Raw genomic sequence first — 16,289 nt, 5'->3', positions numbered from 1 at the left:
TGCTAATTTATTTATGTCACAATCCTTTACCAAATTATGGATTCATGCAATTTGGGCAACAAAACATCGTCAGGAATTAATTGATTATTCAATCGAGAAAAAATTGTACGATTTCATTCATGAAAAGTTAATTCATCTCGGTCGCCCTGTTAGGATCCTAAACGGAATGTCAGATCATGTGCACGTTTTATTTTTACAAAATCCACAAAAAACTATTTCAGACATCATCAAGCAAATAAAAGGAAGTTCTTCTCATTTTATGAATCGAGAAGAGCTTATCCTTGAAAAATTTGCCTGGCAAACAGGCTATGCGGCTTTTTCAGTCAGTGAATCTCAGTTAGAGGTTGTTTACCATTACATAAAAAACCAAAAGCAACATCATCTAAAGAAAAATGGACAAGATGAATTTGATGATTTTGTAAAACTGCATGGATTGGAGAAGAAATGATTGCTAATCGATACGTTTCCGGTGGTTGAAACCATGGGCTATGTTTCGAAAGATGTCGAAAGGAAAACATAGCCTGCGGTTTCAACCGCAGGACGAAATGTATATGCACAACGATGTTACATCATGTAAGGTTGATTGACAATCACACGTTTCCCGTGGTTTAAACCACGGGCTATGTTTCGGAAGATGTCGAAAGGAAAACATAGCCTGCGGTTTCAACCGCAGGAACGCAATGTATATCCGCAACGATTTTGCATCCTGAAATGTTGATTTACAATCACACGTTTCCCGTGGTTTAAACCACGGGCTATATTTAAAAAATACAAAGGAAAACATAGCCTGCGGTTTCAACCGCAGGAACGCAATGCATATCCACAACGATGTTACATCATGTAAGGTTGATTGACAATCATACGTTTCGCGTGGTTGAAACCACGAGCTATATTTAAAAAATACAAAGCAAAATATAGCCTGCGGTTTCAACCGCAGGACGCGATGAATATCCGAAAAAAACAATAAAACAATCAATGGTTTAACATTAGAAAAAAATAATACAAATAAAATGACAACAAATAACAAAATCGAACTTATGGCTCCCGCAGGGAACTTTGAGTCGCTTCAGGTCGCGTTAGATAATGGATGTGATTCTGTTTATTTTGGAGTTGAACAGCTTAACATGCGTGCGCGTTCAACGGTAAATTTTACAATTGAAGATTTAAAAGAAATTGCCAAACAGTCGCGAAGCAAAAAACGTTCGAAGTTATCTGACTTTAAACACCATTATTTACGATCATGATTTATCTGTTGTGAAAACATTGTTGAGTAAAGCCAAAGAAGCCAATATTACAGCTGTAATTGCATCTGATCAGGCAGTAATTGCCATGGCAAGAACAATTGGAATGGAAGTTCATATTTCTACACAGTTGAATGTGACGAATATAGAAACCATCAAATTCTACAGTTTGTTTGCCGATACAATGGTTTTAAGCCGTGAACTGAGTCTGCGTCAGGTTAAGAATATTACGAACCAAATTGAGAAAGAACAAATTAAAGGACCGAACGGAAATTTGGTCGAAATCGAAATTTTTGGACACGGAGCATTGTGTATGGCGGTTTCGGGGAAATGTTATTTGAGTTTACATTCGCATAATTCATCTGCAAATCGTGGAGCGTGTAAACAAAACTGCCGAAAAAATATACCGTTATCGATCAGGAAACTGGTTTTGAAATCGAACTCGATAACGAATACATGATGTCGCCAAAAGATTTGTGTACGCTTGATTTCTTAGATCAGGTTATAGATTCCGGAATTCAAGTTCTTAAAATTGAAGGTCGAGGCCGAGCTCCAGAATATGTGGCAACAGTGATTAAAACCTATCGTGAAGCAATTGATGCGTATTACGGAGGCACTTTTACTAAAGAAAAAACAGCAGTTTGGATGCAGGCTTTAGAAACCGTTTACAATCGGGGATTCTGGTCGGGATATTATCTCGGTCAGGAACTAGGCGAGTGGAGCGATATTCCGGGCTCTCTCGCAACTCAGAAAAAGGTATATGTTGGAAAAGGAACACATTATTTTCCCAAAGCAAATGTGGGGCAATTTAAGATTGAAGCTTACGATATCAAAATTGGAGATAAAATTCTGGTAACTGGACCAAGTACAGGCGCGCAGGAAATGATTGTCGATGAAATGTTTGTGAACAACCTTGAAGCAGAAAAAGCGACAAAAGGTGACGATTGTACTTTTAAACTGCCATTCAGAATTAGAATGTCTGATAAATTATATAAAATTGTTGAAGCATAATGGTTATTGTTACTTTACAAAGAGACAAATGTATCGGCTGTAATTACTGCGTCGAAATGGATCCGGTACATTTTCAAATGTCAAAAAAAGACGGAAAATCGGTTTTGATTCATTCTGTAAATGCAAAAGGATTTTTTACTTTAAAATCTCCGAATCATGCCATTGTTGAAAGTTGTGAATTGGTAGCAAAGGCTTGCCCAGTTAAGATTATTACAGTTAAGGAAACTTAAGAAATAAAAAAGAAACCCTATTTTGTATCATCACAAAATAGGGTTTTTACTTTTTTCTTAAAATGTTATTTAATTACTAAACACCAAAATTGGCATCAATGTTATGCTTTTCAGCATAAGCTTTTGCAACATTCATCAATTTTGTAAACTTAGCTTCAATATCGTTTTGAGTTGAGGCATCAAAATCTGAAATAGCTTTTTGTATTTCTTCAGGTGAAGCTTTTTCATCTTTCATTTTTGCAATGGGCAGATAACCTTCTTTTTGTTTGGCAATTGCGTAGGAGAAAAGATCTTTTGATGCCTGAAGAAGTTCTTTATTGTCATCATTTTCATCAATTTCTTTAATTTTGTTAAACTGAGTTTCTAAATTGGCAATGTCAAATTTAAAATAATCATAATAAGAAGATACAACCATGTTTTTTTTGCTTTCATCATATATTTGAGGTTCAGAATCCAGCTTAAAATTGATGTCTTTACTGCCAAAGCGAGATAGCAAATTCGAATTTAACGCGACTATATCAAAAGTTTTTTCTGGCGAAAGGTTTGTACATGAAGCACTAATTAAACTTACAGCAATTAATACTAATGCGATAAGGGATTTATTTAAGATCTTTTTCATTTTTAAGTTTGTTTATTATTTATCCTTTTAAAATTTTGCTTTTTTCACTTTCAAATTCTTCCGAATTTAAAATTCCGGCATCCAAAAGCTCTTTCAAATCTAATAGAGCCTTTTTCTTGGCTTCCATAGAATTTCCTGAATCAGTTTTTTGTGGTTCCTCTTTCTGAATTGGCGTAACAACAGTTCCTGATGGAGCATATTTCAAAATTAATTCTGTAATTTCATTAAAGCCTTTTACATTCGAATAATCAATGGCTTTTTGCTCTTTTACGTTTACAATCGAAGCATCGGCTTTATTGTCTAGTAAATACTTTACCACATCTTTCTTTCCGTTTGCGGCGCTGTAATGCAAAGGCGTATTCCCAGATTCGTCCTGAATGTTGATATTTGCTCCAGCTTCAATAAGTAGTTTTACCATACTCAAATTGCCTTTTTTAGTAGCAACATGCAAAAGGCTTTCACCGCCGTAAGTATAAGAAGTGTTGAGCGTGAAACTAGATTCGTTAGAAATGTTTGTAGCACTTACAATCCAATCCAGATAATCATTCATTGATGAAGTATCGCTTGCCAAAGGTTTACTGTAGTTTACATCAACTCCGTTTTCTAAAAACAAAGACACGATTTCCTTTTGATTATTCGCGCAAGCGTACCAAATAGGCGAATATCCATTGTTGTTTGAAATGAAAACATCAGCTCCTCTCTCTACTAAAAGTTTAGCAAGCATTCTGTTGGTTTCATAACAGGCAATTAAAAGCGGATTTTCTCCAGCGTGATTGGTATGATTGATTGCGGCGCCATTATCAAGAAGCAACGTCACCATTGGAATCGATTTGGTATAACAGGCGTAAAATAAGGGTGTATTTCCCTGCTTGTCCGTTACATTAATATCGGCGCCCTTATCTAAAAGCAATTGTATTATTTCCCGATTTAGTTTTGCTGAAGCCAATAATAGTGGGGTTTCTGCATTGTTGTTCAGAAGATTAACGTCAATTCCAGCTTCAAGCAACTTTGTTGCAATTTCAATTTGAGCGGTCTGCGAGACTAAATGTAAAAGACTGTTTCCTAATTTATCATTTGTGGTAATTTCAGCGCCATTTTCTAACAAGTACAAAGCAGTTTGCTTTTGTTTTTGAAGGCAGGCAAAGAATAAAGGTGTTTCACCCTGATGATCTTCATAATTAATATCAGCTCCGTCTTCGGTTAGTATTTTTACAATATCCAAATAACCTCTGTGTGCGACATAATGTAATGCTGTTCTTCCTTTTTCGTCTGTATATTTTACATCTACTTCTTTATTTTGAAGCGACAATTCGGCTATTTTTCTGTTGCCGTTTTCACACGCAATTATAAATGACATTGACATATATTCTTTTTTTAAATAAATGATTGTTTTTACTGTTTCATTAAAAGTTCGACCGTTTTAATTTTCAAATTATCACCAGATGCGAGCATTAATGCCGTTTCATCCTTATCATTTGAGATCGAAATATCAGCACCTTGATCCAGCAGTAATTTTACTTTTCTATAAGTTTCTTTTGCCATTTCAGCATCATAATTAACATTGTAGGCACAAACTTTATGCAAAATGGTGTTTCCTTGATTGTCTTGTTCGTTTACATCCAAAGAAACATTCTCCAAAACCGATTTTAAAATATCGGACTTCTTTTCTACAATAAAATCAATTCCAGATTTTGGCTGGCCGTAATGTTGAGCACAGAAATTTACATCGGCACCATCGGCTAACAATCTTTCCAAAAAGGTAATGTCGGTTGACGAACCAGAAACAGAACTAATGAAATTAGTCAATAAAGTTCGGCCGTCTTTGTTTACTATATTAAAATCGGGTGACGAAACAGTTGCCAGAGCATCGTACATATCATACGAAAACTGTTCTGCAACAGCGTAGTAGAAAGCAGTGTTATTGCGGTTGTCGGTTTCGTTTGGATCCGCACCGTTTTCAACCAAGAATGGAATAAGTTCTTTTCTGTTTCTTTGAACAGCACATAAAAGCGGAGTAGTTCCAACGATATTCTTTTCGTTAATGTCAACACCATTTTCGATAAGCGGCGAAATGTAGTCTTTTGCTTTATCGGTTTCCAAACCGTAAGTGTTTATTACAGTGTAAATAAGGTTTTCTCCGGCGTTGTTTTTATATTGTGTATTGGCTCCAGAATTATCGATCAGTGTTTTTATGATTTTTGGGGGCGCCCCTTTTTCAAGGAAATAGCGTAGTAAAGTCTGATCGCTAATTTCATCATTGATATTATCCATTTTTGACATCAATTTCTCGAAAAAAGAAATCGATTCGTCATCGTCTTTTAAATATCGGGTTAAAACAGCAAAAATTGATTTATCAAAACTGTCCAGTTCGTAAATGTCGGTTTCAATAAAACCGGCTTTTATCAATTTTTCAATAAAATCAATTTCTTTGGCTTCAATAATTTTGGCGGCGATTTGAGAAAAATTGTTTTTAAGATACTGTTCGTTAAAGGTTGAACCGTTATTTAGGCATTCTCTGGCCTCGTCAAATTTTCCCTGAAAAAGGAAATTTTCAATCTGGTTTTCTGTTTGCATTTAAGTGGTATTTAAAATGAAAGATTAAGTTTAATGAATGCCAAGCTTGATAAATCCTGACTTCACAAACTATGTTGTAAGATAAAACATAAAATTGGCGATTATATTTCAGGATAAAAAGTAAAAAAGATATTTTTATGCGTAAAATAATAAGAATAACCTTTTCTTAAGAATATGTTTGAAATTGAGGTTGAAAGAGAGAGAATTCGAAATGATTTAGGTGTAAAAATAAAATCCTATTCTGTTTTAGAATAGGATTTTTAATTTTCTTGGATCGATTTTACTATTCTAAAACTTCAAGTTCATCAAAATCTTTAATTTCAGATAACTTCAGCAATTTGCTTTTGTTGATCTTGGTTACTGTTTTCTCAAAAATTTCATCGTCGCCTTCATCGTCCTTGTTCATGTTTTCATTTGTTATTTTTGTTCGGGTTAAGAAATTGATACTTACTTCAGTTTCTACTACAGGACCGCGATTATTACTGGAATCATAACCTATAAGTTCAAAATCATTGTTTTGATTTCTAAAGGTGTACGACCAATATCCATATCTGCCATGACCATAATGTACTTTTAGATTTCCTTTTTCTATTTCGACAGATAATTCGGGAGCAAAATAAACCCCGCCGTCTTCATTTTCAGAAGAAAAACACTCGTAATTTTTAACAGCCAGTTCGTAGCTGTTGTTTTTGTTGAAAAGCACAATAATTCCTCTTCGGTTTCGGTCTAACTCACCTCGATAATCGTCTTTTATAAATTTGCTTTTATCTGTTCCTTTGATGATAAGAATACAGTCTTCCAGATTATCTTTATTCAAATCGCCATATATGGTGTCAAAAGTAACATAGTTTTTTGGTATAAAATCTTCTAGGCTTTTTCTTATTTCAGTTTCTGAAACATTATTTTCAGACACTTCTTCTGGGGAATTTAAAGTTTCTACAGTTGTGGTTTCGCTTTTGTTTTTTGAGTTGTTGCGGCTAAAAAATAGAAGCGTTACTATAATAAACAAATATTTATTCATAATGTTTGAATTTTTAAATTTTGATGTTTTTTATTAATTAGATTTAGTACTAAAATAAAGTTTTACAGCTCTTTTTTGCAAAATTTAATAGAATACTTTTTATAATTATTTAGTATAATTTTTTAAATGCGTACTTCATTTTATTTGGTATTTTTAATTACAATCAAAGAAACGTAAATGAATTCATATGAAAATAAATTTTATAACATAAATAGAATTGACTTTTTTTATTTAACAACCCTTTAGAATTAATCTATAAATAGCCAAATAAAAAAAATACTATCTTTACCGATCAAACGTTTATGAACTTAAGTCTGCGTCTCTGCGGCACTACATATATAATTATGGCATGTACAAGTTGTTCAACCTCAGATGGCGGCGCGCCAAAGGGTTGTAAAAATAATGGGACTTGCGGCACCGATAGTCGCAATAAATTGACGGTTTTTGACTGGCTTTCGAACATGAGCCCGTCTAATGGAGAAGTCGCTTTTGACTGTGTTGAGGTTCGTTTTAAAAACGGACGTAAGGAATTTTTAGAAATTCAGAAAAATTAACTTTAAGTATTGGTGATATTGTTGCAACTGTGGCTTCACCAGGACATGATATTGGAATTGTGACTCTTACAGGCGAATTGGTAAAAATTCAAATGAAGAAAAAAGGGGCCAATCACGAAAGTAATGATGTACCTAAAATCTATAGAAAAGCATCTCAAAAAGATATTGATATTTGGTCTGTAGCACGTGATCGTGAAGAACCAATGAAAGTTCGTGCACGTGAATTGGCAATTCAGCATAAATTAGAAATGAAAATTTCTGATATTGAATTTCAAGGCGACGGGTCTAAAGCGACTTTTTACTACACAGCAAATGACAGAGTCGATTTTAGAATGCTGATTAAGGATTTTGCTAAAGAGTTCAGCACCAGAGTAGAGATGAAACAAGTTGGTTTCCGTCAGGAAGCAACACGTTTAGGCGGAGTTGGTTCTTGCGGACGTGAACTTTGCTGTTCGACTTGGCTGACAGATTTTAGAAGTGTAAATACTTCTGCAAGCACGTTATCAGCAATTATCATTGAATCCGCAGAAATTAGCGGGACAATGCGGTAAATTAAAATGCTGTCTAAACTATGAGTTAGATACTTACATGGACGCATTGAAGGATTTTCCAGATTATGATACTAAACTAGTTACAGAAAAAGGAGATGCAATCTGCCAGAAACAAGATATTTTTAAAGGTTTAATGTGGTTTGCATATACCAACAATTTTGCAAACTGGCACGTTTTAAAAATTGATCAGGTAAAAGAAATTATCGCAGAAAACAGACAAAAAAATAAGGTTTCGTCTTTAGAAGATTTTGCTGTTGAGGTTGTTTCTGAACCAGAAAAAGACTTTAACAATGCGATGGGACAAGAGAGTTTAACTCGTTTTGACCAGCCGAAAAGAAAGAAAAAGCCAAATCGCAAACGCAAAAATACTGAAGTCGCCACTGTAATTGCTCCGCAGAAACCACAGCAGGAAAAAAGCGACAATATTATTAAGCCTGCAAGCAAACAATAATTCGAATAATAATAATCCGAATAAGCAGAGCAAGCCTAATAATAACCCAAATAAGCAAAATCATAAGAATAAGCCAAACCCGAATAAACAAAATAATTCGAATAAGCGACAATCAAATGAAAACAAATCTGCTGAACCTAGAAAACCAATAATTAATGCTAAAAATGAGAATAAAAAATAGCGGAATTCTTCTTTTGGCGACGATACTTCTTTTTTCTTGTGATAAAAAAAGAGTATTCGACGAGTACAAATCTGTTGGAAGTGCCTGGCACAAAGACAGTATTATAAGCTTTGATCTGCCAGTTTTGGATTCTACAAAAAAGTACAATTTATTTGTTAATGTTAGAGACAACAACAATTATCCGTTTAATAATTTGTTTTTGATTGTCGCTATTGAAACACCAAGCGGTTTTACAAAAGTAGATACCTTAGAATATCAAATGGCGACGCCGGACGGAACTTTATTAGGAAATGGATTTACGGATATTAAAGAAAGTAAATTGTATTATAAAGAAGATGTAAAGTTTAAAGGAACTTATAAAGTTCACATCAAGCAAGCCGTAAGACAATCGGGTAAAATTCCGGGTGTTGAGGCTTTAGAAGGTATTACAGACGTTGGTTTTAGAATAGAACAAAAAGATTAGAAAATAGTTATGGTCGCTAAAAAAAACAATCAATCAAAGAGCGTTAAGGATATTAATTATTATAAAAAGAAATTCTGGCGAATTTTTGCGTACTCCTTACTTGGAGTTTTAGCTTTCTTTTTATTCGCCTCTTGGGGTTTATTTGGCTCTATGCCTTCATTTGAAGACTTAGAAAATCCAGATTCTAACCTCGCAACAGAAATTATCTCTTCTGATGGAGTGGTAATTGGTAAGTATTTCAAAACCAACAGATCGCAACTTAAATATTCAGATTTACCTAAAAATCTGGTAGATGCTTTGGTTGCTACAGAAGATGCCCGTTTTTATGAACATTCTGGAATTGACGGTCGTGGAACTTTACGTGCGGCTTTTTCGTTGGGAACCAATGGAGGAGCTAGTACGCTGACACAACAGTTGGCAAAACAGTTATTTCATCGTGGAGGATCTAGCTTTTTACCTTTTAGAATCGTGCAAAAGATAAAAGAATGGATTATTGCTATTCGTTTGGAAAGACAATATACCAAAAATGAGATTTTGGCGATGTACTGCAACGTTTATGATTTCGGAAATTATGCTGTTGGTGTAAGTTCTGCTTGCTCAAACTTATTTTTCAAAAGAACCTAAAGATTTAACTATAGACGAATCGGCGATATTGGTTGGAATGTTTAATAATTCATCTCTTTATAATCCGTTGCGAAATCCTACTGGTGTTAAAAACCGTCGTGATGTAGTGCTTGGTCAGATGGTTAAAGCCAAAATGATTACAGAGTCTCAAAAAGAGAAGTACAAAGCCTTACCAATTGCTTTAAAATTTAAACTGGAAAGCCACCGTGAAGGAATGGCAACTTATTTTAGAGAATATCTTCGTGATTACATGAAAAAATGGATGTCTGAAAATAAAAAACCAGACGGTTCTGATTATGATATCTACAAAGATGGACTTAAAATCTACACTACGATAGATTCTAGAATGCAGATGTATGCTGAAGAAGCTGTTTCTGAACACATGAAAAACCTACAGCAACAATTTTTTATTGAAATGAAAACCAATAAAAATGCTCCTTTCGTAAATATTACACAAGCTGAAACAGAAAGAATTATGATGCAGGCGATGAAAAATTCTGTTCGCTGGGCACAAATGAAAGAAATGGATAAAAGCGAAGATGATATTATTGCTTCATTCAAAGTAAAAACAAAAATGCGTGTGTTTACTTGGAAAGGAGAGCGCGATACCATTATGACGCCTCTTGATTCTATTCGTTATTACAAGCACTTTTTACAATCTGGTTTAATGGCAATGGAGTCGCAGACGGGAGCTATTAAAGCTTGGGTTGGAGGAATCAACTACAAATATTTCCAATACGATCACGTAGGTCAGGGTGCAAGACAGGTTGGTTCTACTTTCAAGCCGTTTGTTTACGCAACCGCAATCGAAGAATTAAATATGTCTCCATGTGATTCTATTTTAGATGGTCCGTTTATGATTCATAAAGGGCGCCACCACGTTACGGCAGATTGGGAGCCAAGAAATTCAGACAACAGATACCGCGGAATGGTAACTTTAAAACAAGGTTTGGCGAATTCGATTAATACAGTTTCTGCTAAATTGATTGATAGAACAGGTCCAGAAGCAGTTGTTGAATTGACTAAAAAATTAGGGGTAAAAACAGAAATTCCGGTACAGCCGTCAATCGCATTAGGTGCGGTAGATATTACGGTTGAAGATATGGTTGCGGCTTACAGTACGTTTGCAAACCAAGGGGTTTATGTTAAACCTCAGTTTTTAAGCAGAATTGAGAATAAAAGCGGAGAGGTTATTTATGAGCCAATTCCAGAATCTCACGACGTTTTAAACAAAGACATTGCTTTTGCGGTAATTAAATTACTTCAAGGAGTTACAGAAACTGGTTCTGGAGCACGTTTACGTACTCAGGGCGGTGGAAGCGGTGATAAGCGCTGGACAGGTTATCCGTATATGTTTAAAAATCCAATTGCGGGTAAAACAGGAACAACACAAAACCAGTCAGATGGTTGGTTTATGGGAATGGTTCCTAATTTAGTAACTGGAGTTTGGGTTGGATGTGAAGATCGTTCTGCCCGTTTTAAAAGCTTAACTTACGGACAGGGTGCAACAGCGGCTCTTCCGGTTTGGGGTTACTTTATGAAGAAATGTTATGAAGATAAAACACTTCAAGTTTCTAAATCTGAATTCGAGCGACCAGCAAACCTTTCTATAAAAGTAGATTGCTACAGCGCACCAAAAGTAAAAGATACAACTGTAACAGAACAAAATACAGACGAATTCGAATTGTAATTTAGATACTGCTTAAAATATAAATATCCTTTTGCAACTTCTCAATTAGAGAAGAACGCAAAAGGATATTTTTTTGGATTTATATTTTTACGAAATCGTTATATTTTAATCTAAAAATCTTATTTTTATCAAAATTATTGGTTAATAAAGACACTTTGTTATGATAACAAAAAAAGTAAATAACGTTCAGGATGCCATTGATGGAATTGAAAATGGCATGACAATCATGTTTGGCGGTTTCGGATTATGCGGTATTCCTGAAAATACAATCGCAGCATTAGTAAACACATCCATTTCAGATTTGACCTGCATCTCAAACAATGCAGGGGTTGATGATTTTGGTTTGGGATTATTGTTGCAGAAAAAGCAGATCAAAAAAATGATTTCTTCGTATGTGGGAGAAAATGCTGAGTTCGAGCGTCAGATGCTTTCTGGAGAATTAGAAGTAGAACTTACGCCTCAAGGAACGTTAGCAGAACGCTGTCGTGCGACTCAGGCTGGAATTCCTGCATTTTTTACACCTGCAGGTTACGGAACTGAAGTTGCCGAAGGAAAAGAAGCCCGAGAATTCAACGGAAAAATGCACATTATGGAAGAAGCTTTCAAAGCTGATTTTGCCATTGTAAAAGCGTGGAAAGGTGATGAAGCGGGAAACTTGATTTTTAAAGGAACTGCTCGAAACTTCAACGCTTGTATGGCCGGAGCTGGAAAAATAACAATTGCAGAAGTAGAAGAGTTAGTTCCAGTTGGTTCACTAGATCCAAATCAAATTCATATTCCGGGAATAATGGTGCGGCGTATTTTTCAAGGAGAAAAATTTGAGAAGAGAATTGAACAGCGAACGGTAAGACAGAGAGCGTAATTAGCTAATTAGGAAATTTGATAATTAGATAATTACTCTAGTTTGTGTACAGCACAGCATTATTTAATTATCAAATTTTCTAATTGCCACATTAAAAAAAAATGACACATTATTATGGCACTTAGTAAAGAAGATATAGCAAAACGAATTGCAAAAGAAGTAAAAGACCGATATTTCGTTAATCTAGGGATCGGGATTCCTACTTTGGTTGCAAATTATGTTAGAGAAGATATTGCAGTAGAATTCCAAAGTGAAAACGGAGTTTTAGGAATGGGGCCTTTTCCATTCGCAGGAGAAGAAGATGCAGATATTATCAATGCAGGAAAACAAACCATTACAACATTAGCGGGAGCAAGTTTCTTTGATTCTGCTTTTAGTTTTGGAATGATTCGAAGCCAGAAAGTCGATTTGACGATTCTTGGTGCGATGGAAGTTTCTGAAAACGGCGATATTGCCAATTGGAAGATTCCTGGCAAAATGGTAAAAGGAATGGGAGGCGCAATGGATTTGGTGGCTTCCGCCGAAAATATAATCGTTGCGATGATGCACGTGAACAAAGCAGGAGAATCAAAAATCTTAAAAAGATGCACTTTGCCATTAACAGGCGTAGGATGCGTTAAAAAGGTTGTAACTGAGCTTGCAGTTCTCGAAGTGACTAAAAATGGTTTTAAGCTCTTAGAACGAGCGCCAGGCGTATCAGTTGAGCACATCGTCGCGTCAACAGAAGCTAATTTGATTATTGAGGGCGAAATTCCTGAAATGGTTATTTAATATTAGGTTCAAAGGTGCAGAGGTTCAAAGGTGCAGAGGTTCAAAGGGACAAAGGTTCAAAGGGACAAAAGGACAAAATTATATAAACAAAAAAACCGCTATCAAGCGGTTTTTTTATGCTAGTAAAAACTCTGAACCTTTGTCCCTTTGAACCTTTGTCCCTAGAAAAAAACTATTGTAAATTAAATGAAGCTCCTAAACTAAAAGTAGCTTGATTATTTAAATGATAAAAAGGATCATTGTTAGTACCATATTTTGCAATTGGGAATCCGATTTCTGTGAAAACGCCAAATCCGTCAGTAAAGAAATAACGGCCTCCAACGTGAGCTCCAAAATTATGCAATCCTAAGCTTAATCCAGGATAAACGTCTAATTGCTCAACACCAATTACACTAGATAAATTTGCATTAATTCTTGCTTTTGCATCAAAACGATCACCAAAATCTGGTTTTGCATCATTATAGGCGGAAGTACTTCCGTGGTAAAAACCGCTAAAGTTGTCAACGCCTAATAAATAGTTGGCTACAAATCCAAAAGAGAAATTTTCTCCTAAACCAAAATCAATAGAACCCTGAATTCCAGAACCACCATCTTGTAAGTTAGCACCAACATTTACTCTAGTGTCACCTTTACCAGTGAAGGCTTGTTGTGCATTAATAAATCCGAATGAAACTAAGAACAAGAGTGTAATAACCTTTTTCATAAAATTTTAAATATTAATTATTTTGAATCGCAAAAATAAATTTTAAATCAATTAATTCCTGCCTTTTTCGTTAAAATACAATTCGTTTAACGGTTCGCTCTGCCAGTATTCCTTGGTGTCGACATTTAAAATCGTAAGCGGGCCTCTAAAGGCGACACCAGTATCAACATTCCAAACGCAGGCTTTGTTTACGGGAACTGTTTTTCCAATTCTTGTTACAGGAGTATGCCCAATGTAAACTTCTTTATAAACGCTAAATCTCTTCGGATAGTTTAAATCATCCTCTTTTAATTTTGGGTCTAGAGAAAGCGCCGTTTCCCAAAGTGTTCTGTCCCAGTAAAATAGTTTAGAAAAATATTCCCATTTTACACCATTTAAATTGGTAAATCCGGCATGAACAAATAAGCGGTTTTCGTCATCAAGATGGTAATCCTGAAGATTTTCTAAGAATTCGATATGCATTCTTTTTTTATCTTCTGAAATTTTAGCGTATCCTTCAACCGTTGCTTTTCCGCCGTGTTTGTACCACATTTCTTCGTCAAAATCATCATGCCTGTTTTCCAGCCAGTCCAATGCCAGCTGATCATGATTTCCTCTTATGCAGATGCAGTTCTGTTTGCTTTTTAAATCAATCAAATAGTCAATTACTTCAACAGACTGACTCCAGCCGTCAACGTAATCGCCCAAAAAAATTAGAGTATCTTCTGTAGTAACCTCGGCTCTTTTCATCACTTGTTCAAGAGCAAGTAATCCGCCGTGAATGTCACCTATAACAAATGTTCGCATTATTTAATTTTTCGAGTAGAAGAACAAAAATAGAAAGAATAATCGGTTTGAACTCATCGAATTTATATTCTTTAAAGATTGATATTATTTATAACTATTTGAAGCACTTTTTTATTGCTTTACTTTTTAAATTTGTGGCATGTCTGAAACACCGTCATATCGCAAAATTATTCACATCGACATGGATGCTTTTTACGCATCTGTAGAGCAGATGGATAATCCTGATCTGCGCGGAAAACCGGTTGCAGTCGGCGGATCAGAAAATAGGGAGTGGTTTCGGCGGCAAGTTATGAGGCGCGAAAATTTGGTGTTCGAAGTGCCATCAGCGGTGTTTTGGCGAAGAGATATTGTCCCGAAATAATCTTTGTCCGTCCGAGATTTGACCGCTACAAAGAGATTTCTTCTAAAATTCATAAAATTTTCCACGATTATACTGATTTAGTTGAGCCTCTTTCGCTTGACGAAGCTTATTTGGATGTTACGCAGAATAAAAAAGGGAACCCGAGTGCGAGTTTATTGGCAGAGGAAATTCGGTTAAGAATTTTTAATGAAGTTGGTTTAACAGCTTCTGCCGGTATTTCTGTAAATAAATTTGTGGCTAAAATTGCCAGCGACTACAACAAACCAAACGGACAGAAAACGGTAAATCCTGATGAAGTAGAATCTTTTTTGGAAGAACTGCCGATTCGTAAATTCTATGGAGTAGGGAAAGTTACCACAGAAAAGATGTATCAGCTCGGAATTTTTACGGGAACAGATTTAAAAAGCAAATCTCTGGAGTTTCTGGAAAAACACTTCGGAAAATCGGGTGCATTTTATTATAATGTTGTTCGGGGCATTCACAATAGTGAAGTAAAATCGTCTAGAATTACTAAATCTGTCGCCGCAGAACATACTTTTGATGTGAATCTTTCTTCTGAAATTTTTATGATGGAACAGTTAGACAGAATTGCGACTTCATTGGAAAAGCGTTTGAAAAAGCACAATATCTCTGGTAAAACGATTACTTTGAAAATTAAATACAGTGATTTTTCGCGAGCAGACAAGAAGTAAAACCCTGCCTTATTTTATTTCAGACAAAAGCTTGATTATGGAAAATGTTGAAGAATTATTATATCAGGAAAAAATGAAAGATTCTGTGAGACTGCTCGGAATTTCGCTGAGTAATTTAAATACTGAAATTAAAAAAGCAGTTGTTGTGCAGTTAAAATTTACTTTTTAAAAATAGATTTAACATTGATATTAACGTATTCCTTAACCAATAACGGGCTTTTTAATTTATCTTTGAATAAAGATTTGTTGACGATCTAAATCATTTAATATGAAAAGTACGGGCTCTGATGATTTATTACAACGAAATTCAGTTCCAATTTTAGCTTGGGATTTTCACTATGAGTATGTAAATGAACTTAAGGCATTAACTGCCGATTTGAAAAAAGTAAATGAGATTGCAAATGAGTTTACTTGGGACGAAACAAAGCTAAATATCGAGGAAAGAATGAAAGAAGAGGTAGTTCTGGTTACGGATTTGGATTTAAAAATAGTTTTCGCTTCCAGCGGTATAAAAAAAATGACGGGATACAAAGCAGAAGAAATCCTTGGCAAAACACCCAAAATGTTTCAAGGTCCCGCAACTTCTAAAAAGGATTTAAAAGAAATAGGTGAAGCTGTAAAAAATAAAATTCCTTTTGAAAAAACGCTGGATAATTATAGAAAAAACGGAAATACGTATAAATGTAAAATAAATGCTTTTCCTGTATTTAATTTAAATGGCGAAGTATCACATTTTATCGCTTTTGAGAAGCAGGATTTAAGTGCTTGATTTTTTTTACCGCAAAGAACGCTAAGATTTACGCAAGGCACGCTAATATATTTTAAACAAAACAACCAAATAGGCGTTTTGTGTTATATAAAACTTTGTGAACTTTGCGTAAATCTTAGCGTTCTTAGCGGTTAA

The 16,289-nt window shown here is 35.0% G+C and carries 13 protein-coding genes and 4 pseudogenes; 11 read left to right on the top strand and 6 right to left on the bottom strand.

The window, feature by feature from the left end; translation table 11 throughout:
* Nucleotides 1-13 precede the first annotated feature (13 nt).
* From tnpA to ACZZ95_RS04730, 4 genes and pseudogenes are all read left to right on the top strand, one after another.
* Nucleotides 14-448: an IS200/IS605 family transposase gene (tnpA, locus tag ACZZ95_RS04745; protein WP_463468210.1), complete on the top strand. Its 435-nt coding sequence runs from the start codon at nucleotides 14-16 to the stop codon at nucleotides 446-448.
* Between the two features lie 562 nt (nucleotides 449-1,010).
* A complete protein-coding gene (locus ACZZ95_RS04740) occupies nucleotides 1,011-1,244 on the top strand; it encodes a hypothetical protein (RefSeq protein ID WP_463468209.1) in 234 nt (77 codons plus the stop codon).
* A 10-nt stretch (nucleotides 1,245-1,254) separates the two neighbouring features.
* Nucleotides 1,255-2,252 (top strand): annotated as a pseudogene (locus ACZZ95_RS04735) (peptidase U32 family protein).
* The gene (locus ACZZ95_RS04730) at nucleotides 2,252-2,482 is read left to right on the top strand and encodes a ferredoxin (RefSeq protein WP_463468208.1); all 231 of its coding nucleotides are present in this window, start codon (nucleotides 2,252-2,254) and stop codon (nucleotides 2,480-2,482) included. The pseudogene ACZZ95_RS04735 and the gene ACZZ95_RS04730 overlap by 1 nt, the downstream one beginning before the upstream one ends.
* Before the next feature lie 76 nt (nucleotides 2,483-2,558).
* On the opposite strand, the gene ACZZ95_RS04725 is transcribed toward ACZZ95_RS04730, so the two are convergent.
* From ACZZ95_RS04725 to ACZZ95_RS04710, 4 genes are all read right to left on the bottom strand, one after another.
* Nucleotides 2,559-3,101 carry a hypothetical protein gene (locus tag ACZZ95_RS04725; RefSeq protein ID WP_463468207.1) on the bottom strand — a complete coding sequence of 181 codons (543 nt, stop codon included), beginning with the start codon at nucleotides 3,099-3,101 and terminating at the stop codon, nucleotides 2,559-2,561.
* A 19-nt stretch (nucleotides 3,102-3,120) separates the two neighbouring features.
* On the bottom strand, nucleotides 3,121-4,458 hold the full coding sequence (locus tag ACZZ95_RS04720; RefSeq protein ID WP_463468206.1) for an ankyrin repeat domain-containing protein: 1,338 nt from the start codon (nucleotides 4,456-4,458) through the stop codon (nucleotides 3,121-3,123).
* A gap of 35 nt (nucleotides 4,459-4,493) precedes the next feature.
* A complete protein-coding gene (locus tag ACZZ95_RS04715) occupies nucleotides 4,494-5,675 on the bottom strand; it encodes an ankyrin repeat domain-containing protein (protein ID WP_463468205.1) in 1,182 nt (393 codons plus the stop codon).
* Between the two features lie 283 nt (nucleotides 5,676-5,958).
* Complete coding sequence (locus tag ACZZ95_RS04710) at nucleotides 5,959-6,696, bottom strand: hypothetical protein (protein WP_463468204.1); 738 nt, start codon at nucleotides 6,694-6,696, stop codon at nucleotides 5,959-5,961.
* A gap of 344 nt (nucleotides 6,697-7,040) precedes the next feature.
* Here ACZZ95_RS04710 and ACZZ95_RS04705 point away from each other — a divergent pair.
* The 5 genes and pseudogenes from ACZZ95_RS04705 to ACZZ95_RS04685 all read left to right on the top strand — a co-directional run bounded on the left by ACZZ95_RS04705 (nucleotide 7,041) and on the right by ACZZ95_RS04685 (nucleotide 12,843).
* Nucleotides 7,041-8,433 (top strand): annotated as a pseudogene (locus ACZZ95_RS04705) (PSP1 domain-containing protein).
* The gene (locus ACZZ95_RS04700; RefSeq protein ID WP_463468203.1) at nucleotides 8,417-8,896 is read left to right on the top strand and encodes a gliding motility lipoprotein GldH; all 480 of its coding nucleotides are present in this window, start codon (nucleotides 8,417-8,419) and stop codon (nucleotides 8,894-8,896) included. The pseudogene ACZZ95_RS04705 and the gene ACZZ95_RS04700 overlap by 17 nt, the downstream one beginning before the upstream one ends.
* Before the next feature lie 9 nt (nucleotides 8,897-8,905).
* A pseudogene (locus ACZZ95_RS04695) lies at nucleotides 8,906-11,210 on the top strand (penicillin-binding protein 1A).
* Nucleotides 11,211-11,370: 160 nt separating this feature from the next.
* Nucleotides 11,371-12,072 carry a CoA transferase subunit A gene (locus ACZZ95_RS04690; RefSeq protein WP_463468202.1) on the top strand — a complete coding sequence of 234 codons (702 nt, stop codon included), beginning with the start codon at nucleotides 11,371-11,373 and terminating at the stop codon, nucleotides 12,070-12,072.
* A gap of 114 nt (nucleotides 12,073-12,186) precedes the next feature.
* Complete coding sequence (locus ACZZ95_RS04685; protein ID WP_463468201.1) at nucleotides 12,187-12,843, top strand: 3-oxoacid CoA-transferase subunit B; 657 nt, start codon at nucleotides 12,187-12,189, stop codon at nucleotides 12,841-12,843.
* Nucleotides 12,844-13,015: 172 nt separating this feature from the next.
* Here ACZZ95_RS04685 and ACZZ95_RS04680 read toward each other — a convergent pair whose 3' ends face one another.
* Both ACZZ95_RS04680 and ACZZ95_RS04675 read right to left on the bottom strand, forming a co-directional pair.
* Nucleotides 13,016-13,546, bottom strand: a complete 531-nt coding sequence (locus ACZZ95_RS04680; protein WP_095952950.1) for a DUF6646 family protein — start codon at nucleotides 13,544-13,546, stop codon at nucleotides 13,016-13,018.
* 51 nt (nucleotides 13,547-13,597) lie between these two features.
* Nucleotides 13,598-14,332: a metallophosphoesterase family protein gene (locus tag ACZZ95_RS04675; RefSeq protein WP_463468200.1), complete on the bottom strand. Its 735-nt coding sequence runs from the start codon at nucleotides 14,330-14,332 to the stop codon at nucleotides 13,598-13,600.
* Nucleotides 14,333-14,471: 139 nt separating this feature from the next.
* Here ACZZ95_RS04675 and dinB point away from each other — a divergent pair.
* Together dinB and ACZZ95_RS04665 are read left to right on the top strand one after the other, a co-directional pair.
* A pseudogene (gene dinB, locus ACZZ95_RS04670) lies at nucleotides 14,472-15,554 on the top strand (DNA polymerase IV).
* 99 nt (nucleotides 15,555-15,653) lie between these two features.
* On the top strand, nucleotides 15,654-16,154 hold the full coding sequence (locus ACZZ95_RS04665; protein WP_463468199.1) for a PAS domain-containing protein: 501 nt from the start codon (nucleotides 15,654-15,656) through the stop codon (nucleotides 16,152-16,154).
* Nucleotides 16,155-16,289 lie beyond the last annotated feature (135 nt).

It is taken from the genome of Flavobacterium sp. AC267 (assembly GCF_979258715.1).
Note: the sequence above shows the minus strand (reverse complement) of the source record. Positions and strands in the feature narration are given on the sequence as shown.